Genomic DNA, 15,876 nt, shown 5'->3' on the forward strand with positions numbered 1-15,876 from the left:
AATGTCATGAGCTCCCTCAAACCCGGTAACACACAAGATCCACAGGTCACTTCACTGCTTGGCAATCTGGGCGAATTGATCCGCGAAGCGCGTCAGAAGGTGCTGCGAGCGGTCGATACCGTTCAGGTGCAAACCTGTTGGCAGATCGGGCGGCATATTGTGGAGTTCGAACAGGAAGGCGCTCGGCGGGCGGTGTATGGCAAGCAGCTGCTATCGACGCTGGCGAAAGTACTGACGTCGGAGTTCGGGAAAGGCTTCGACGCTTCCAACCTTCGCTATATGCGCCTGTTCTATCAAGCATTCCCAATTCGTGACGCACTGCGTCACGAATTGAGCTGGACCCACTATCGCAGACTGCTACGAGTCGACAACGACAACGCTCGCCATTGGTACATGAACGAATCTGCTCTGCAGAACTGGTCAAGTCGCGCCCTCGAGCGTCAGATCAATACCCTCTATTACGAACGCCTGCTGGCGAGCCGCGACCGGGCTGCCGTCAAACAGGAAGCCGCCACCAACATCCAGCAAATGAACGCCAGCCCTCGGGATTTCATCCGCGACCCAGTGCTACTGGAATTTCTCGGCCTGCCCAATGCGGGCTTGATCCAGGAAAACGAACTTGAACAAGCACTGATCAATCAACTCCAGGGCTTTCTGCTCGAATTGGGCAAAGGCTTCGCCTTCATTGCTCGCCAGCAACGCATCAGTACCGAGAGCAAAGACTTCTACATCGATCTGGTGTTCTACAACTACCTGCTCAAGTGCTTCGTCATCTTCGACCTCAAGCGCGGCGTACTGACCCACCAGGATGTCGGCCAGATGGACATGTACGTGCGCATGTACGACGACCTCAAGCGCGGACCGGAGGATAGCCCCACCGTCGGCCTCATTCTCTGTGCGCAAAAAGATGAATCGGTGGTGCGCTATTCAGTGCTGCAAGGCAACGAACAACTGTTCGCCAGTACCTACAGACTGGTGCTGCCGAGCGAGGAGGAACTTCGCACAGAACTGGATCGGGAATGGGCGGTGCTTGAGGAGCGGTTACTCAAGCAGAGGCCCCGATAAGCACGGGTGGATTGTTCATAAACAGCGTGAAGACTATGGTGATTGGCTAACCGCAAAGGTTCAAAGCCGATGAATTTGCAGGACATGCCCTCACTGGCCCCGACGCAACTTGAATTGCCGTTACCCACCGGCACACCTGGTGAATCTTTCAACGAACCCGCCACCGACGGCTTCATCCTTGGCGGCTTCACCTGGCGGCATGCGAATCAAGACTCAACCCGTCCGGTGGTGATCATCAACGCCGCTACTTCAGTCCGTTGCCGACACTACTCGCGCTTCGCCGATTACCTGTTCGCCAACGGCTTCGACGTGATCACCTATGACTACCGCGGCATCGGTGAGTCGCGTCCCGCATCACTGAAAGGACTCAAGGCTTCATGGTCCGACTGGGGCATGCTGGATTTCGAGGCGATGCTGCAAAGAGCCCAACGCGAATTTCCGCAACAACCCATCAATGTCGTCGGCCACAGCTTCGGCGGTTGCGCGGCCGGGCTGGGAACCTCCGGGCATGTGATCCGACGGCTGGTGACGGTGGGTGCGCAGTTCGCTTACTGGCGCGACTATGCCCCTGCTCATCGCTGGCGAATGTTTGCCAAGTGGCATGTAGTGATGCCATTGATGACCATGCTTTACGGCTACTTTCCCGGCAAACGCCTCGGCTGGCTCGAAGACACCCCGGCTGGTGTAGTTCGCGACTGGAGCATGCCCAGCGCCCGATACGAGAAACGCCCCAGCGGTCGTGTCATCCACGCTAAAAACAGTCAGTTCCCCTTCGCCAACGTCACTGCCCAAACCCTGGCGATCAGCCTCAGCGACGATCCCTACGGCACGATTTCGGCCATCGAACGCCTGCTCGGCTACTTCACTGGCAGTACAAACACCCACCTGCGAATCGCCCCCGAAGATATCGGCGAAGAAGAAGTCGGACATTTCGCCTTTTTTCGCAGCGCATACCAAGCCACACTATGGCCCATTGCATTGTCCTGGCTGCAGACCGGCGAGCTGGCCCCCGATACACCCGGGCGGCGAGTGCCACGCAGTTGATGGATGCGCCCCCTCAATGAATTATGGAACGACGCCCATGGCCTCCGCCAACAAGCAGAACAAACGCGCCTCCCGCGCCAAAGCCAAGGCCAAGCAGAACCGCACCCAGCGGGCTGCCGCGCCGGTCGAGCTGGATCCGAACGACGATCGCATCGACTTCGAATCGGTGGACCTGACCGAACTGTTCAAGAAAATGATCGACGCCGAAAAAATCAATCAGCAAGCGATGTGCGCGGCCTTCCTGGAAGACCCGTTGCTGGAACTGGTGTACGAGCAGGAAGGCGAAGAAGGCGCAATGGACTTCATCCTCGCGGCACTGATCGAATACCGCCAATGGTCCACCGAGACAGACGAAGCCGGCGCTCTGTCGTGGATCGAGTCTGCGGCCTTCCAGGCTGACTACGTGGCGGCGTCCGACGCCATCGCAGCCCAAACCCAACAGAAATCAAACTGAGTTCCCATGGCATCCCTGAACAAGCAAGAGAAACGCGCCAAACGCGCAAAGGCCAAAGCCAAGCAGATCCGCATGGTCGGCAGAAAACCCGCAGAGCTGGACGACGACCTGGGCGGACTCGGCGAGCCGATTCCGGAATACACCCTGGCGATGTTCAGCAAAATGCGTGACGCCGAGGCCACCAGCCGCAACGACATGCTGCTGACCCTGCTGTCGAACCTCGCCGAAATCATCAGCGACCATCCCGAACTGCTGGACATGGAAAACGCCGACAACGAAGCCATGGCCGCCACGCACCTGGCCGCCGACATGCTGATCGACTACCGCATGTGGGCCGATGGCATGGACCGCGACGCCGCCCAGGCCTGGCTGACCGACCCGCAATTCATTACCGACTTTGGCGATGCGCTGGACAGCTATCGTCAGTCGCTGGACCTGCCGGTGGAAAAGGCCGAGTAAGGCTACTCCGCAAGTAAAAACGGCCGCTTGTCATCACTGACAGCGGCCGTTTTGCGTTACGCGGTACGAATCAGTTCAGCACCACCGCGCCCACTTTCTGCAGCTTGCGACGGCGAGCCACAAACAACCCGGCAGCCACCACCAACAAGCTCAACAGGCCGGTCGCGAGGATCTCCACGCGATGGGCGTCCTGGAACAGCATGATCGTCAGGGCCGCCACGATGAATACGATCACCGCGTAGGTCAGGCCCGGGAACAGCCACATGCTGAAGACGATTTTTTCGCCGCGGGCCATGCGCTGTTTGCGCATACGCAGTTGCGAAATCGCGATCACCAAATACACCAGCAGCGCGATGGCGCCGGAGCTGGCCAGCAGGAATTCGAACACGGCGGCCGGGGCCACGTAGTTGGCGAATGTTGCCAGGAACGCCGCGCCAGTCGACAGCATCACCGCCCAGTAGGGCGTGCCACTTTTGTTGGTGCGTGTCGACATGGCTGGTGCATCACCGCGCTTGCCCAGGGAAAACAGCATGCGTGACGAAGTGTAGAGAGCCGAGTTCAGGCAACTGGTCACGGCGACCAGTACGACGATGTCGACAATCAGCTTGGCGTTCGGGATGCCCATGCGTTCAAGCACGGTCTGGTAAGAACCCACGCTGGCCAGCACCGGGTCGTTCCATGGAACCAGCGCCACAACAATGAAGATCGATACGAGGTAGAACAGGCCGATCCGCCAGATAACCGAGTTGGTAGCCTTGGAAATCTGCTGGCCAGGGTTCTTCGATTCCGCGGCCGCGATGGTCACGATCTCGGTGCCCATGAAGGAAAACATGGTGGTCAGAATGGCGCCCAACACCGCCCCCATGCCGTTCGGCAGGAAGCCCTGAGTGTCGAACAAGTGCGAAACGCCGCTGACCTGGCTGGTCGGCAGAAAGCCAAAGATTGCCAGAACACCGAGGACGATGAAGCCGACGATCGCCACCACCTTGAGCAGGGCGAACCAGAACTCGAACTCACCGTAATTCTTCACGCTGAACAGGTTGGTAACCGTCAACAACATCGTGATGATCAGAGCGAAAGCCCAGATATCCACACCCGGGAACCAGGCATTTAGAATGTGCGCGGCAGCGTTAGCCTCCAGCGGGATGACCAAAACCCAGAACCACCAGTAGAGCCAACCGATGGTAAAACCGGCCCAGTGACCGATCGCGCGATCGGCGTACGTCGAGAAGGAACCGGTGTCTGGCGATGCAACGGCCATCTCGCCGAGCATGCGCATGACCAGAACCACCAGAGCACCGGCGGCCGCGTAGGCCAACAGCACGGCCGGGCCTGCAGCGGCGATGGCGTGACCGGAGCCGACAAACAGCCCGGCGCCGATCACCCCGGCGATCGACAGCATGGTCACATGACGCGGTTTTAGCCCCTGCTCGAGGCCGTTGGAGGAGCTTTGGCTACTACTCATTAAGACTACCTTTGCAAGTAAAGCGATTACGTCGGCCCGGTCTGACATTCCTTCTCGTAAAAAGAATCCAACAGGGCGTTTCTTATTCTGCACGCAATAATTGCGCCAAAATGTTTCATGCGCCCGCTATACGGGGCCTGCGCGCGGATCGAGCTGTCATCGCAAGTCATTGAGATTAATGGCATTTCGCCAGAGCGTTACCCTGCCACACACTTCAAGAACGAATCAGCGCACCGGAAACACACCAAAAAATTCGGGCACGCACAATAAAAGTGCAGATCAGGAACGTTTGGCCGGTTAGCGCTTCCAACACCCCGCCAAAGCTGGCAACATCGCGCCTTTTTTTGGATCCGCCGCCCCGTCTCTTTATTCAAAGACAGGGTTCAAACGGCTGTTCGGTTGATAGCAGCGCGACAGTCTGCTGTAACGATGCGACAACCTGCCACATGCCACCCGTTTACCGTCCGTAGCGCTGTTGGCTGCCATTCGAACGCTATGCTAGCTTGGCCGCCTCGCCAGGAAGGCCGCCAACAGCAGGAGCGCAAAACACTATGAGGAACGCACATGGCTGAGGCCACGCCCGCGCTTGAAATCCGCAACTTGCACAAACGCTACGGACAGCTTGAGGTGCTCAAAGGCATCTCGCTGACCGCCCGCGACGGCGACGTGATCTCGATCCTGGGTTCCTCCGGTTCCGGCAAGTCCACGTTCCTGCGTTGCATCAACCTGCTGGAAAACCCGCATCAGGGCCAGATCCTGGTAGCCGGCGAAGAACTCAAGCTCAAAGCCGCCAAGAACGGCGAACTGGTCGCTGCCGACGGCAAGCAGATCAATCGCCTGCGCAGCGAGATCGGTTTTGTATTTCAAAACTTTAATCTCTGGCCACACATGAGCGTGCTCGACAACATCATCGAAGCCCCGCGCCGCGTGCTCGGCCAAAGCAAAGCCGAAGCCATCGAAGTCGCCGAAGCCCTGCTGGCCAAGGTCGGCATCGCTGACAAGCGCCACGCCTATCCGGCGCAACTTTCCGGCGGCCAGCAGCAACGCGCGGCCATCGCCCGCACACTGGCGATGCAACCCAAGGTGATCCTGTTCGACGAGCCCACCTCCGCCCTTGACCCGGAAATGGTCCAGGAAGTACTTAATGTCATCCGCGCATTGGCCGAAGAAGGCCGCACCATGCTGCTCGTGACCCATGAAATGGGCTTCGCCCGTCAGGTTTCCAGCGAAGTGGTGTTCCTCCACCAAGGCCTGGTAGAGGAGCAAGGATCGCCACAGCAGGTGTTCGAAAACCCGCTTTCGGCGCGCTGCAAACAATTCATGTCCAGCAACCGCTAACGGAGCTACCCGCATGCAGAACTACAAAAAAATCTTCCTGGCCGCTGCTGTCACCCTGGCCTTCAGCGCCGGTGCCGTCGCCGAGACCTTGAAGATGGGCATCGAAGCGGCCTACCCGCCGTTCAACAACAAAGATGCCAGCGGCAATGTCGTCGGCTTCGATAAAGATATCGGCGATGCGCTGTGCGCCAAGATGAAAGTCGAGTGCACTGTGGTCACGTCCGACTGGGACGGCATCATTCCGGCCTTGAACGCCAAGAAGTTCGACTTCCTGATTTCCTCGATGTCGATCACCGATGAACGCAAGCAAGCGGTGGACTTCACTGAACCCTACTACTCCAACAAGCTGCAATTCATTGCCCCGAAAAACGTCGACTTCAAAACCGACAAGGCTTCGTTGCAAGGCAAGGTGATCGGCGCCCAACGCGCGACCCTGGCCGGCACCTGGCTGGAAGACAACATGGAAGGCGTCGAAGTCAAACTCTACGACACCCAGGAAAACGCCTACCTGGACCTGACTTCGGGTCGTCTGGACGGCATCCTGGCCGACAAATACGTCAACTATGAGTGGCTGAAAAGCGACGCTGGCCGTGCTTACGAATTCAAAGGCGACCCGGTGGAAGAAAGCGACAAGATCGGTATCGCTGTACGTAAAGGCGACCCGATCCGCGCGAGACTGAACCTTGCCCTGAAAGAAATCGTCGAGGACGGCACCTACAAAAAAATCAACGACAAGTACTTCCCGTTCAGCATCTATTGATTCTGAGCTGCCTGACCGGCGCCGTTCTCTGACGGTGCCGGTCCTTCGCATTGCCTGCCGCGATTTGAAAAGAAATCCATGATTATCGACCTCTACGGATTCGGCCCGGCGCTCGCCGCTGGTGCGCTGATGACTGTGAAACTGGCACTCTCGGCCTTGTGCCTGGGGCTGGTGCTCGGTCTGCTCGGCGCCTTGGCCAAGACTTCCCCGTACAAGCCGCTGCAGTGGCTTGGCGGCACTTATTCCACACTGGTTCGCGGTATCCCGGAATTGCTTTGGGTGCTGTTGATCTACTTCGGCACAGTCAACCTGATGCGTGCCTTGGGCGAGTTTTTCGGCAACCCCGACCTTGAACTCAACGCCTTCGCCGCCGGCGTGATTGCGCTGGGGCTGTGCTTCGGCGCCTACGCCACGGAAGTATTTCGCGGTGCGATTCTGGCGATCCCCAAAGGTCACCGTGAAGCCGGCGTGGCCCTGGGCCTGTCGAAATTCCGCATCTTCACCCGGTTGATCATGCCGCAGATGTGGCGCATCGCCCTTCCTGGCCTGGGCAACCTGTTCATGATCCTGATGAAAGACACCGCACTGGTATCCGTCATCGGCCTGGAAGAAATCATGCGTCACGCGCAAATCGGCGTGACCATATCCAAGCAACCGTTCACCTTCTATATGGTGGCCGCCTTCATGTATCTGGGCCTGACCATTCTGGCTATGACCGGCATGCACTTTATGGAACGACGCGCCGCTCGCGGCTTCGCGAGGAGCACCCAATGAACTGGGAAGTCATTATCAAGTGGCTGCCAAAACTGGCTCAGGGCGCGACGCTGACCCTGGAGCTGGTGGCCATCGCCGTGATCGCCGGGTTGCTGCTGGCGATTCCGCTGGGCATCGCTCGCTCGTCACGACTCTGGTACGTGCGGGCATTCCCCTACGGCTACATATTCTTTTTCCGTGGTACGCCGTTGCTGGTTCAGCTGTTCCTGGTCTACTACGGCCTGGCGCAGTTCGACGCGGTACGTAACAGCTCGATGTGGCCGTACCTGCGCAGTCCGTTCTGGTGCGCCACCGCGACCATGACCCTGCACACCGCGGCCTACATCGCCGAGATCCTGCGCGGTGCGATCCAGGCGATTCCACCGGGTGAGATTGAAGCGGCGCGAGCGCTGGGCATGTCCAAGGCCAAAGCGCTGTTCTACATCATGCTGCCGCGTGCTGCGCGCATCGGCCTGCCGGCGTACAGCAACGAAGTGATCCTGATGCTCAAGGCCAGCGCCCTGGCCAGCACCGTGACCCTGCTGGAACTGACCGGCATGGCCCGCACCATCATTGCCCGCACCTACCTGCCGGTGGAGATTTTCTTCGCCGCGTGCATGTTCTATCTGCTGATGGCTTACGTGCTGGTTCGCGGCTTCAAGCTGCTGGAGCGCTGGTTGCGCGTCGATGCCTGCCAGGGGCGTTGAGTCCTGCGTACTGACGGGCGAGGCTCTGCTCGCCCGTTTCACCGCGCTGGATGCTTTTCTGATCGAGCATCAGGCGCTGTGGAAGCCTCGGCCGTTTACCCATCTGCAACTGCCTTGGGAAGCGTCCTACCCGGAGTTGGCGTTTTGGCTACGCGGGCGATCGCTGGAGGATGCGGAAAGCAGTCATAACCAACCTTGTTTGCTCGACGCGCCGGAGCCGTTTGCTTTATTGGCGGCGATGTCTGCTGAACTGAGCGCGGTGGGTGAATTGCCGGCTCGTGCGCTAGAAGCGGCGGGCCATCGCTTGAATGTGGATGTGCCGGGACGCAAATGGCAGCAAATTGAAGCGTTCGCCGGTCGCCTGCAGTTTGCTCATGCACCGACGCATTGGCTGGATTGGTGCTCGGGCAAGGGCCATTTGGGGCGACGCCTGCTGCAAACCGGTCAACAACTGACGTGCCTGGAATACGACCCGGCGCTGGTCGCCAGCGGCCAGGCACTCAGCCAGCATCATCAATTGCATGCACTGCATGTCGAGCAGGATGTACTCGCGCCTGACGCAGCCTCTTTGTTGAACGCCGCTCACACGCCGGTCGCGCTGCACGCCTGCGGTGATCTGCATGTGCGACTAATTCGGCTCGCCAGCGCTGCCGGTTGCAAACAACTGGCCATTGCGCCCTGCTGCTACAACCGGATCAGTCTGAACACCTATCAGCCGCTTTCCTGTTCGGCTGAGCGCTCCGGCCTACACCTTTCCCTCGATGATCTTGCGCTGCCGATGAGCGAAACCGTCACCGCCGGCGCTCGCGTCCGACGCCAGCGTGACACCTCCATGGCCCGGCGCCTGGCGTTTGACCTGCTGCAACGACAACTGCGCGGCGTCGACGAATACCTGCCAACCCCTTCTCTGCCCAGTGCCTGGCTGGACAAACCTTTCGCCGATTACTGCCGCGATCTGGCTGCACTAAAAGAGTTATCCACAGTTGGCACGCCAAATTGGACCGAACTGGAAGCCGCCGGTTGGCAGCGACTGGCCGAAGTACGCAACCTGGAGTTGCTGCGAGGCCTTTTCCGACGGCCTCTGGAGCTGTGGCTGGTACTCGATCGGGCACTTTTCCTCATTGAGCAGGGTTATGCCGTACGTCTTGGCACCTTCTGCGAATCCCCGCTCACACCGCGCAATTTCCTGCTCCTGGCAGAACGCCCTTAAACAGCCACAGCCTGTGGATAACTCTGTTGATGGAATTATCGTGGATCCAATATCTACGCTGTTCTACGCCTAAAACACTGCTGGTCATTTTTTGTTCACAAAAATAAAAAACCCATAAAACAGGCATTTGCGGACAAATGAGAACGAGTCCACAAAAGTGCAATGAACAAGCAGATTCCGCCAGCCCGTTGTGCATAAGCATTCAATCAAAACGAAATAACCGCCGAATTCTGGACACCACGGGCGGAAAATTGCGCCTGGTAATGTCCCTTGCTATACACGCATACGAGGGCGTCGACAGCGCGGCCATGAACAAGAAAAATATTCGACCGTGACATTCTGCAGAGGCCATCAATTCAGCCACCCCGTCACCAACGCGAAAGCCACCTCCCCGCCGCCCTGCAACGCGCTGAACATGCCGAAGCGTAACTGCGGGCGATGCAAAACAGCCGAGCCTGGCGCACCCTGCTGAAACTCAAGAAAGTACTGCATCGCACCTGACCGAAAGCCTGCGCAAAAATAGTCTGAATTCAGGGGTTTACAGAACCAGCCCAATCGCTATAATCGTCGCCCAACACGCCGGTATAGCTCAGTTGGTAGAGCAACTGACTTGTAATCAGTAGGTCCCGGGTTCGACTCCTGGTGCCGGCACCATACAAAACAAAGCCCTCGCAGCAATGCGAGGGCTTTGTTGTTTCTGGGGTACGCGAAACCCGAATCACGTTCGCGCGTCGCAAGCGCTAAGCACTTAGCTGCTTAATCCAGTCAAGGCCCGCCACGGTAGAACCGGAAGGACGGTATTCACACCCGATCCATCCTGTGTAGCCACGCTGTTCCAGCGCTGCGAACAAGGCAGCAAAGTCGATGCTCCCCGTTCCCGGTTCGTGACGCCCCGGGCAGTCAGCAATTTGCACATGGACGGTCCTGTCATAAAACCGAGCCAGAACATCTGCGGCGTCTCCGGTCAGAAGCTGGGCATGATAAAAATCGAGGATCAGCCCAACACTCGGGAAGGTTTCCAGCACCTGTTGTGCCTTGCTGAAGTCAGACATGTAATAGCCCGGCATCTCCTGCGTACAAATTACTTCGATTAGCGGCCGCAATCCCTGATCCTCGAAGTACTTGACGGCATACTCCAGGTTGCCCCCGAAGATACGCCCTGCGTCATCCTGCGTCGTAACGCCAGACATGATGTGGACATCCGAACACCCCAGCGTCTTTGCATAGCTGGTGGCCTGAAGCAACCCGTTGCGAAACTCTTCTTCCTTGCCCTGCAAGGCAGCGATGCCTTTGGTAACGCCAGCCGGTGCGGCGAACTGGATCAACGGCAGACTGTATTGAGCCAGATGGTCGGCCAGGAGACTGGCATCGAATTCATAGGGCGACGGGAACTCTACCGCTCGAAAACCAGCTGCGGCGGCTGCTTCGATGCGTTGCAGAAAAGGCATTTCATTGAACTGGAAGCCGAGATGAGCATTGAACTTGAGCATTGGGTAAACATCCATCCTGGGAAGAAAATCATCAGCCTGGAGCATCCTTCGCAACTCCAGCACCGCACTATAGGTTGACGTTGTCAGCAAGCTCAAATCATGCGGGTCTTTTTTTCCTCAAAACCATGGCATAAACGATGGTTTCCATTTGGAAAATAAAGTTGTCCCTTTTTCACTTCTCAGAGATCGTTGCTCCCAGCTGCCGCTCCCGCCTGGCGCCCTTTGCCAAGCAAGGGGGCGGCTTCATATGGAACAGGGTGCAATACTTCACCGCCAGGGCACGCGCTAGTAAAGCGTGCACCATACAAAACAAAGCCCTCGCAGCGATGCAAGGGCTTTGTTGTTTCTGGGGTTTAGCGTCGCAGGTCTCAGTGCCCGGCACTCTGCCCGCCATCAACATGCAGAATTTCCCCGGTGACAAAGTTGGCGCTGTCCAGATACACAACAGCCTGAGCAATATCACTGATCTCCCCCATATGCCCAACCGGGTGCAAATTCCCAAGTGCTTCATGAGTTTCCTCTCCGTGCATCGGCGTTTTGATGATGCCAGGGCTAACCGCATTCACCCGAATCCCGCGCTTGGCGTACTCGATGGCCAGGGATTTGGTCGCCGCGTTCAAGCCACCTTTGGTCAACGAAGCCAGTACTGACGGCACACCGTCAATCGCGTGGTCCACCAGGCTGGTGGTGATGTTGACGATGTGGCCTTTGCCCTGCTTTTCCATCTCGGTGATCGCGAGTTGGGTGATGTAGAAGAAACCATTCAAGTTCACCGACAGCACCGCGGCATAGTCTTCAGGGGTGTAATCAGTGAACGGCTTGGCGACGAAGATCCCGGCGTTGTTGACCAAGGTGTCGATGCGGCCAAAACGCGCGATTGCCTCACGAATGACTTGCTGAGCGACTGCCGGGTCGCCGATGTCGCCGGCCACAGTCAGGATGTCCGGGTCGGTGGACGGTTTGATCGAGCGCGATGTAGCGACAACCTTGTAATCGAGATCACGGAAAGCCCTGACCATGCCTGCGCCGAGACCTTGGGATGCTCCAGTAATAACGATGACTTTTTTCGAATTGCTCATGATGAACCTCTACCGATAAATGATGGTTTGAAAAAGTGATTAATCAGGCTTCAACAGGCGCCTGCGCCATTTGTCTCAACATCTGTTCGTAGTACTCGACCGATTGCGAACCGGACACCAGATGACGACCGTTCAGCACCAGGGCCGGAACCGAATTAATGCCGCGCTCGCGGTAAAACACTTCAAGCTCGCGCACTTCCCTGGCGAACGCTCCGGACACCAACACCTCACGCGCACTCGCCGCATCCAAGCCCACTTGCGCCGCCAGTCGAACCAGCGTCTCGCGGTCGTTCGGGTTCTGCCCATTGGTGAAGTAAGCACGCAGCAAGGCTTTCTTGAGTGCGACCTGCCGCCCTTCCTGCAACGCCCACAACAGCAACCGGTGAGCATCGAAGGTGTTGTAGAAGTGGCTGCGTTTCTCCAGATCGAACTTGAACCCGATGGCCTCACCCCGAGCGGTCTGCATCGCTTTGCCGGCGGCAACATCCTCGGCGCTGCGCCCGTATTTGCGCATCAAGTGCGCAACCGCGTTCTCGCCCTCCGCCGGCATGTCCGGGTTCAACTCGAAGGGCTTGTAGGTCAGTTCAACCGAGACTTCACCCGCCACGTTCTCGATCGCTTGCTCCAGCGCCGTCGCACCCAAGGCGCACCACGGGCACACCACATCGGAAACAAAATCGATGGCGACGGAGGCGGTCATGATTGCCCCTCCGCCTCAGCGAGCTGTTTGCGGTACTGGGTGGTGGTGATACCGGCATAGCCCCAGTTATCGGTGTCGACTTCCTCGATCACGATGTGGGTCAGGTCGGGGCGCTTGTTGAGGACGCGCTCCAGGGTTTCAGTGATTTCGGCGATCACCTGAGCTTTCTGCTCTGAGGTAACGCCATCGCGGGTAATGCGTACGCTGACAAAAGGCATGATGAGTCTCCAGTGACCTGCCCTTCGGGATGAGGGGTAGGTGGGTGGAGTTCAATGTAGGGGGTTGGTTTGAGGGGATAAAGGTGGGGGCGGGAACATCATTAGTTACGTGGTGTAATGAGTCCGCCCTCAGGTCAGGTCTTAACCTTTATGCTAAATTATGGCTGGCCAATAATTATGGCGTATCCATAAAAAGAGGTAATTGCATGAGCAGCATTTTTCAGCGCCCTGAACTGGCTGAACAGATGGCAAATCAGCTTCTCAATCCGGGTGTTCTCGATGAAGGTCTGCGCTCAGGTCTGTTTCTGTCCGGCCTGCGCAGGACCGGTAAAACGACATTCCTGAGAAATGACCTCATCCCTGCCCTGGAAGAAGCGGGTGCTCTGGTCATTTACGTCGACTTATGGAGCGACACGCTGGCCAATCCTGCCACCCTCGTGCATGACGCTATCCGTCAACGCCTGGAAGAACTCCAAACGCCCGGCTCCAGCCTGCTTGAAATGCTCAAGCGCGTTAGCGGTGCAGACATTGGCGCAGCCGGATTCAAGTTTGGTTTCAAGCTCGACAGCATTGGCCATGCAGGTGGGCCAACGTTGGCACAGGCGCTGACTGAGGTGGTCGATCAAGCGAAAACCGATTTAGTGCTGATCATCGACGAAGTGCAGCACGCCATCTCCTCTGACGATGGCAATCAACTGCTCCTGGCACTCAAGGCTGCACGTGATGCAATCAATCCGCGCCCGAATACACCGGGCTACTTTCTGTTCATCGGAACGGGATCGCACCGAGCGCAAGTCAGCGAATTGACCGCAAAGCGAAACCAGGCGTTTTCCGGCGCAACGTCAGCGGCGTATCCGGTGCTGAAAGGGGATTACGTTGAGTACCTGCTCAATCGCCTCGCAATGACGGTGAAGAAGGAAAAGTTGCCGTCTCTTGAGGTTGCCATTGAAGCGTTCAACACCCTGGGGAATCGGCCTGAGGAGATGCTCAAGGCGCTGCGACAACTCATGCAGCAAGAAGGTGATCCCGATCTATTTCTCCCGGTAATTGCCAGTACTTTGCGCTCGGCAGCGGCCAGTACTGAGCTTGAGAAAGTGGAGCAGTTAGGCAGCCTGGCTCAGGCTATTTTTAACAAAATCGCATCCACGGAAGGCGACGCTCGGGGGATATTCTCCACCGATGCGGCGGCTGAGTATTCGAAGACTGTAGGTCGTGAGGTACGCGTGGAAGAGATTCAACCGGTGGTGATTGCGCTGGTTGCCGAGAACATCATCATGCGGCGTGGGCATGGGATTTATGCGATTACGGATCAGTTTGTTCAGGAGATTTGGTTGGAAGAACGAGCGTTGATTGATGCTAGTTAGGAATTTGGCTGGGGTGGAAGATGAGGACCCCACGAACGTGGTAGCTCTAACTTTGATTCAGGAGTTTTTGCTAATGTCCGCTATCAATTCGTCCAAAATTTGCGCTACTGCTCCACCGATTCACGCCCACCACCGCCCAAAAAACGGAGGTGTCCAATGATGAACCCCCAAGACCTTAAAACCATCGGCCTCACCCACTTCTCCTTCCACGCCGACGAACCGCTGTTTCGCATCAACGCCGGTGTTCCGGTGATCGAAGCCCTCTCCCACGCCTCTGATCTGCTCCACGTCGCCAAACTGCTTGCGTCAGACGCCGCCATGGTTCGCGATACCGACCGGCATGCCTGGGCGTCGCATTATTTGCAGGATATGAGTAAGGCAATTATCGATGACGTGGTGAAGGTGCTCGACGCACCGGGTAACAATCGCAGCCAGTGACGTCGTCGTAAAAGCCGCACGCATAAAAGAGCCCCGAATCAATCGGGGCTTTTTGCGCTTCGTTGCGCTCACACTTCGCTAACTTCAAACACAAACGAAATCCTGCGACTGCTCGCGCGCCACACATACCGAATGTGCTTCCCCTGCTTCGGAATGGACACGGCCGGCGGCCGAAACGCGGCAACACATTCATGGCCCGGCAAACGAACGCTGTTGTAGAGCAATCCCCACGACATTGTTTCGCGCAGTTGGCGGGCGAAGGCCTGCGATGGCCCGTACGCGGTTGGATCCGGGTCATGAAGGTGAGGATAGTTTTGCCGGATGTCATGCAGCGGTTTGACGATCCGGTTGACGTAAGTACGCATGGTCAACTCAAGGTCCGGTTCGTTGGTCGCGGCGAGGAAGCGTTCCTGGTGATAACTCGTCTCGGCGATGGCGGCAGCCTGGCTGCTGGCGGCGTAGTAGACGCCGAAGGTGCCGTCGGTGAAGCGGCTGGTTTTGCCGATATGGGTGAACGCGGCCATCACGGGCGTGGAGCCGGGGCCGGAGACGCGGTCTTCGGGGCGCACGCGGGCGAGCACGCCGGCTTCTTCCATCAGCCGATCGTTGGTCAGGGCTTCCAACGCGTAGGCGGTGGGCAGGTCTTCGGGGTCGAGCACGTCTTCGAACAACGAGATCGGCGGGAAGCAGCTGTTGACGATCCGGTAAGCCCGCGGCCATTGCGGATCGGCCAGCTCCGGCGCCATCAGCCGCGTACTCCATCGAGGTACCGGCGCACGTCAGCGATGTCGACCACGCGGCCGGCCAGCATGTAGGACAGCGCCGACTGGCCATTGAACGGCGCGGCGGTGTTCGGGCTGCTGACCCAGGTGTAGGCGCGCTCGCGGCTGTTGCTGAAGATGATGCTCAACGCTTTGTGGATACCCATCAAATACGAGATGCGTTCCAGGGTGTCGTGGGGCAGGCGCACGTTGGGCGGCAGGTGCTTGTACTTGTAGAAAGTGGTGTTGCCGACTTTGCCCAAGAGCGTGCGTTGTTGCTCGGCGGTGCAGCCCCAGCGTTCCATTAGATTGAAGAAAAATTTAAGCGCGACTCGACCGGCTTCGGGAGTCTCGAGTTGTTGCTGTGGGCTGAGGGCAATGGTTGAGGCAGGCATGGGATGGCCTCCTTGGATGTGCGATGTCTTGATTTCAGACTAGTACAGATACGAACATATATGAAACTTTAATTCGCAAACGTATCGCCATTTCCCTTCTTCGAAAAGAACTTTCGCGCAGCTTTTTCGCAGCCCGAAAAGACGCCGACACACGGTCAAAGACACTCGTTGACACC

The 15,876-nt window shown here is 57.7% G+C and carries 18 protein-coding genes and 1 tRNA gene; 12 read left to right on the forward strand and 7 right to left on the reverse strand.

Annotated elements, in window-relative coordinates:
- Positions 1 to 6: 6 nt before the first annotated feature.
- From PSH88_RS28775 to PSH88_RS28790, 4 genes are all read left to right on the forward strand, one after another.
- Positions 7 to 1,065, forward strand: a complete 1,059-nt coding sequence (locus PSH88_RS28775; RefSeq protein ID WP_305424140.1) for a PDDEXK nuclease domain-containing protein — start codon at positions 7 to 9, stop codon at positions 1,063 to 1,065.
- Between the two features lie 69 nt (positions 1,066 to 1,134).
- Positions 1,135 to 2,109: an alpha/beta hydrolase family protein gene (locus PSH88_RS28780; protein ID WP_305424142.1), complete on the forward strand. Its 975-nt coding sequence runs from the start codon at positions 1,135 to 1,137 to the stop codon at positions 2,107 to 2,109.
- 37 nt (positions 2,110 to 2,146) lie between these two features.
- The gene (locus tag PSH88_RS28785; protein WP_305424143.1) at positions 2,147 to 2,563 is read left to right on the forward strand and encodes a hypothetical protein; all 417 of its coding nucleotides are present in this window, start codon (positions 2,147 to 2,149) and stop codon (positions 2,561 to 2,563) included.
- A gap of 6 nt (positions 2,564 to 2,569) precedes the next feature.
- Entirely contained in the window at positions 2,570 to 3,022 is a 453-nt protein-coding gene (locus tag PSH88_RS28790; RefSeq protein ID WP_305424144.1) for a hypothetical protein, read from the forward strand.
- A 70-nt stretch (positions 3,023 to 3,092) separates the two neighbouring features.
- Here PSH88_RS28790 and gabP read toward each other — a convergent pair whose 3' ends face one another.
- Positions 3,093 to 4,487: a GABA permease gene (gabP, locus tag PSH88_RS28795; RefSeq protein ID WP_305424146.1), complete on the reverse strand. Its 1,395-nt coding sequence runs from the start codon at positions 4,485 to 4,487 to the stop codon at positions 3,093 to 3,095.
- 564 nt (positions 4,488 to 5,051) lie between these two features.
- On the opposite strand from gabP, the gene PSH88_RS28800 reads away from it, so the two are divergent.
- The 6 genes from PSH88_RS28800 to PSH88_RS28825 all read left to right on the forward strand — a co-directional run bounded on the left by PSH88_RS28800 (position 5,052) and on the right by PSH88_RS28825 (position 9,909).
- Positions 5,052 to 5,825 (forward strand): ABC transporter ATP-binding protein, encoded by a 774-nt coding sequence (locus PSH88_RS28800; RefSeq protein ID WP_007897462.1) that lies wholly within the window; start codon positions 5,052 to 5,054, stop codon positions 5,823 to 5,825.
- A 13-nt stretch (positions 5,826 to 5,838) separates the two neighbouring features.
- Positions 5,839 to 6,585: an ABC transporter substrate-binding protein gene (locus PSH88_RS28805; protein WP_305424150.1), complete on the forward strand. Its 747-nt coding sequence runs from the start codon at positions 5,839 to 5,841 to the stop codon at positions 6,583 to 6,585.
- A 78-nt stretch (positions 6,586 to 6,663) separates the two neighbouring features.
- Positions 6,664 to 7,359: an ABC transporter permease gene (locus tag PSH88_RS28810; RefSeq protein WP_305424152.1), complete on the forward strand. Its 696-nt coding sequence runs from the start codon at positions 6,664 to 6,666 to the stop codon at positions 7,357 to 7,359.
- Positions 7,356 to 8,045, forward strand: coding sequence for an ABC transporter permease (locus PSH88_RS28815; protein WP_305424154.1), 690 nt, complete (start codon positions 7,356 to 7,358; stop codon positions 8,043 to 8,045). Before PSH88_RS28810 ends, PSH88_RS28815 begins: the two co-directional genes overlap by 4 nt.
- Positions 8,026 to 9,255 (forward strand): methyltransferase, encoded by a 1,230-nt coding sequence (locus PSH88_RS28820; RefSeq protein ID WP_305424156.1) that lies wholly within the window; start codon positions 8,026 to 8,028, stop codon positions 9,253 to 9,255. The genes PSH88_RS28815 and PSH88_RS28820 overlap by 20 nt, the downstream gene beginning before the upstream one ends.
- 578 nt (positions 9,256 to 9,833) lie before the next feature.
- A tRNA-Thr gene (locus PSH88_RS28825) sits at positions 9,834 to 9,909 on the forward strand.
- A gap of 86 nt (positions 9,910 to 9,995) precedes the next feature.
- Here PSH88_RS28825 and PSH88_RS28830 read toward each other — a convergent pair.
- The 4 genes from PSH88_RS28830 to PSH88_RS28845 all read right to left on the reverse strand — a co-directional run bounded on the left by PSH88_RS28830 (position 9,996) and on the right by PSH88_RS28845 (position 12,742).
- Positions 9,996 to 10,745 carry a hydroxypyruvate isomerase family protein gene (locus tag PSH88_RS28830; RefSeq protein WP_305427068.1) on the reverse strand — a complete coding sequence of 250 codons (750 nt, stop codon included), beginning with the start codon at positions 10,743 to 10,745 and terminating at the stop codon, positions 9,996 to 9,998.
- A gap of 368 nt (positions 10,746 to 11,113) precedes the next feature.
- Positions 11,114 to 11,824: an SDR family NAD(P)-dependent oxidoreductase gene (locus PSH88_RS28835; RefSeq protein ID WP_305424158.1), complete on the reverse strand. Its 711-nt coding sequence runs from the start codon at positions 11,822 to 11,824 to the stop codon at positions 11,114 to 11,116.
- Between the two features lie 43 nt (positions 11,825 to 11,867).
- Positions 11,868 to 12,524 carry a DsbA family oxidoreductase gene (locus tag PSH88_RS28840; RefSeq protein WP_305424159.1) on the reverse strand — a complete coding sequence of 219 codons (657 nt, stop codon included), beginning with the start codon at positions 12,522 to 12,524 and terminating at the stop codon, positions 11,868 to 11,870.
- The gene (locus tag PSH88_RS28845; protein ID WP_007939483.1) at positions 12,521 to 12,742 is read right to left on the reverse strand and encodes a tautomerase family protein; all 222 of its coding nucleotides are present in this window, start codon (positions 12,740 to 12,742) and stop codon (positions 12,521 to 12,523) included. The genes PSH88_RS28840 and PSH88_RS28845 overlap by 4 nt, the downstream gene beginning before the upstream one ends.
- A gap of 206 nt (positions 12,743 to 12,948) precedes the next feature.
- On the opposite strand from PSH88_RS28845, the gene PSH88_RS28850 reads away from it, so the two are divergent.
- On the forward strand, positions 12,949 to 14,106 hold the full coding sequence (locus tag PSH88_RS28850; RefSeq protein WP_305424161.1) for an AAA family ATPase: 1,158 nt from the start codon (positions 12,949 to 12,951) through the stop codon (positions 14,104 to 14,106).
- Positions 14,107 to 14,262: 156 nt separating this feature from the next.
- On the forward strand, positions 14,263 to 14,544 hold the full coding sequence (locus tag PSH88_RS28855; protein ID WP_305424162.1) for a DUF3077 domain-containing protein: 282 nt from the start codon (positions 14,263 to 14,265) through the stop codon (positions 14,542 to 14,544).
- A 68-nt stretch (positions 14,545 to 14,612) separates the two neighbouring features.
- On the opposite strand, the gene PSH88_RS28860 is transcribed toward PSH88_RS28855, so the two are convergent.
- Both PSH88_RS28860 and PSH88_RS28865 read right to left on the reverse strand, forming a co-directional pair.
- Positions 14,613 to 15,290, reverse strand: a complete 678-nt coding sequence (locus PSH88_RS28860; RefSeq protein WP_305424163.1) for an RES family NAD+ phosphorylase — start codon at positions 15,288 to 15,290, stop codon at positions 14,613 to 14,615.
- Positions 15,290 to 15,700, reverse strand: coding sequence for an MbcA/ParS/Xre antitoxin family protein (locus PSH88_RS28865; protein WP_305424164.1), 411 nt, complete (start codon positions 15,698 to 15,700; stop codon positions 15,290 to 15,292). The genes PSH88_RS28860 and PSH88_RS28865 overlap by 1 nt, the downstream gene beginning before the upstream one ends.
- Positions 15,701 to 15,876 lie beyond the last annotated feature (176 nt).

The organism is Pseudomonas wuhanensis (assembly GCF_030687395.1).
Lineage (GTDB): Bacteria > Pseudomonadota > Gammaproteobacteria > Pseudomonadales > Pseudomonadaceae > Aquipseudomonas > Aquipseudomonas wuhanensis.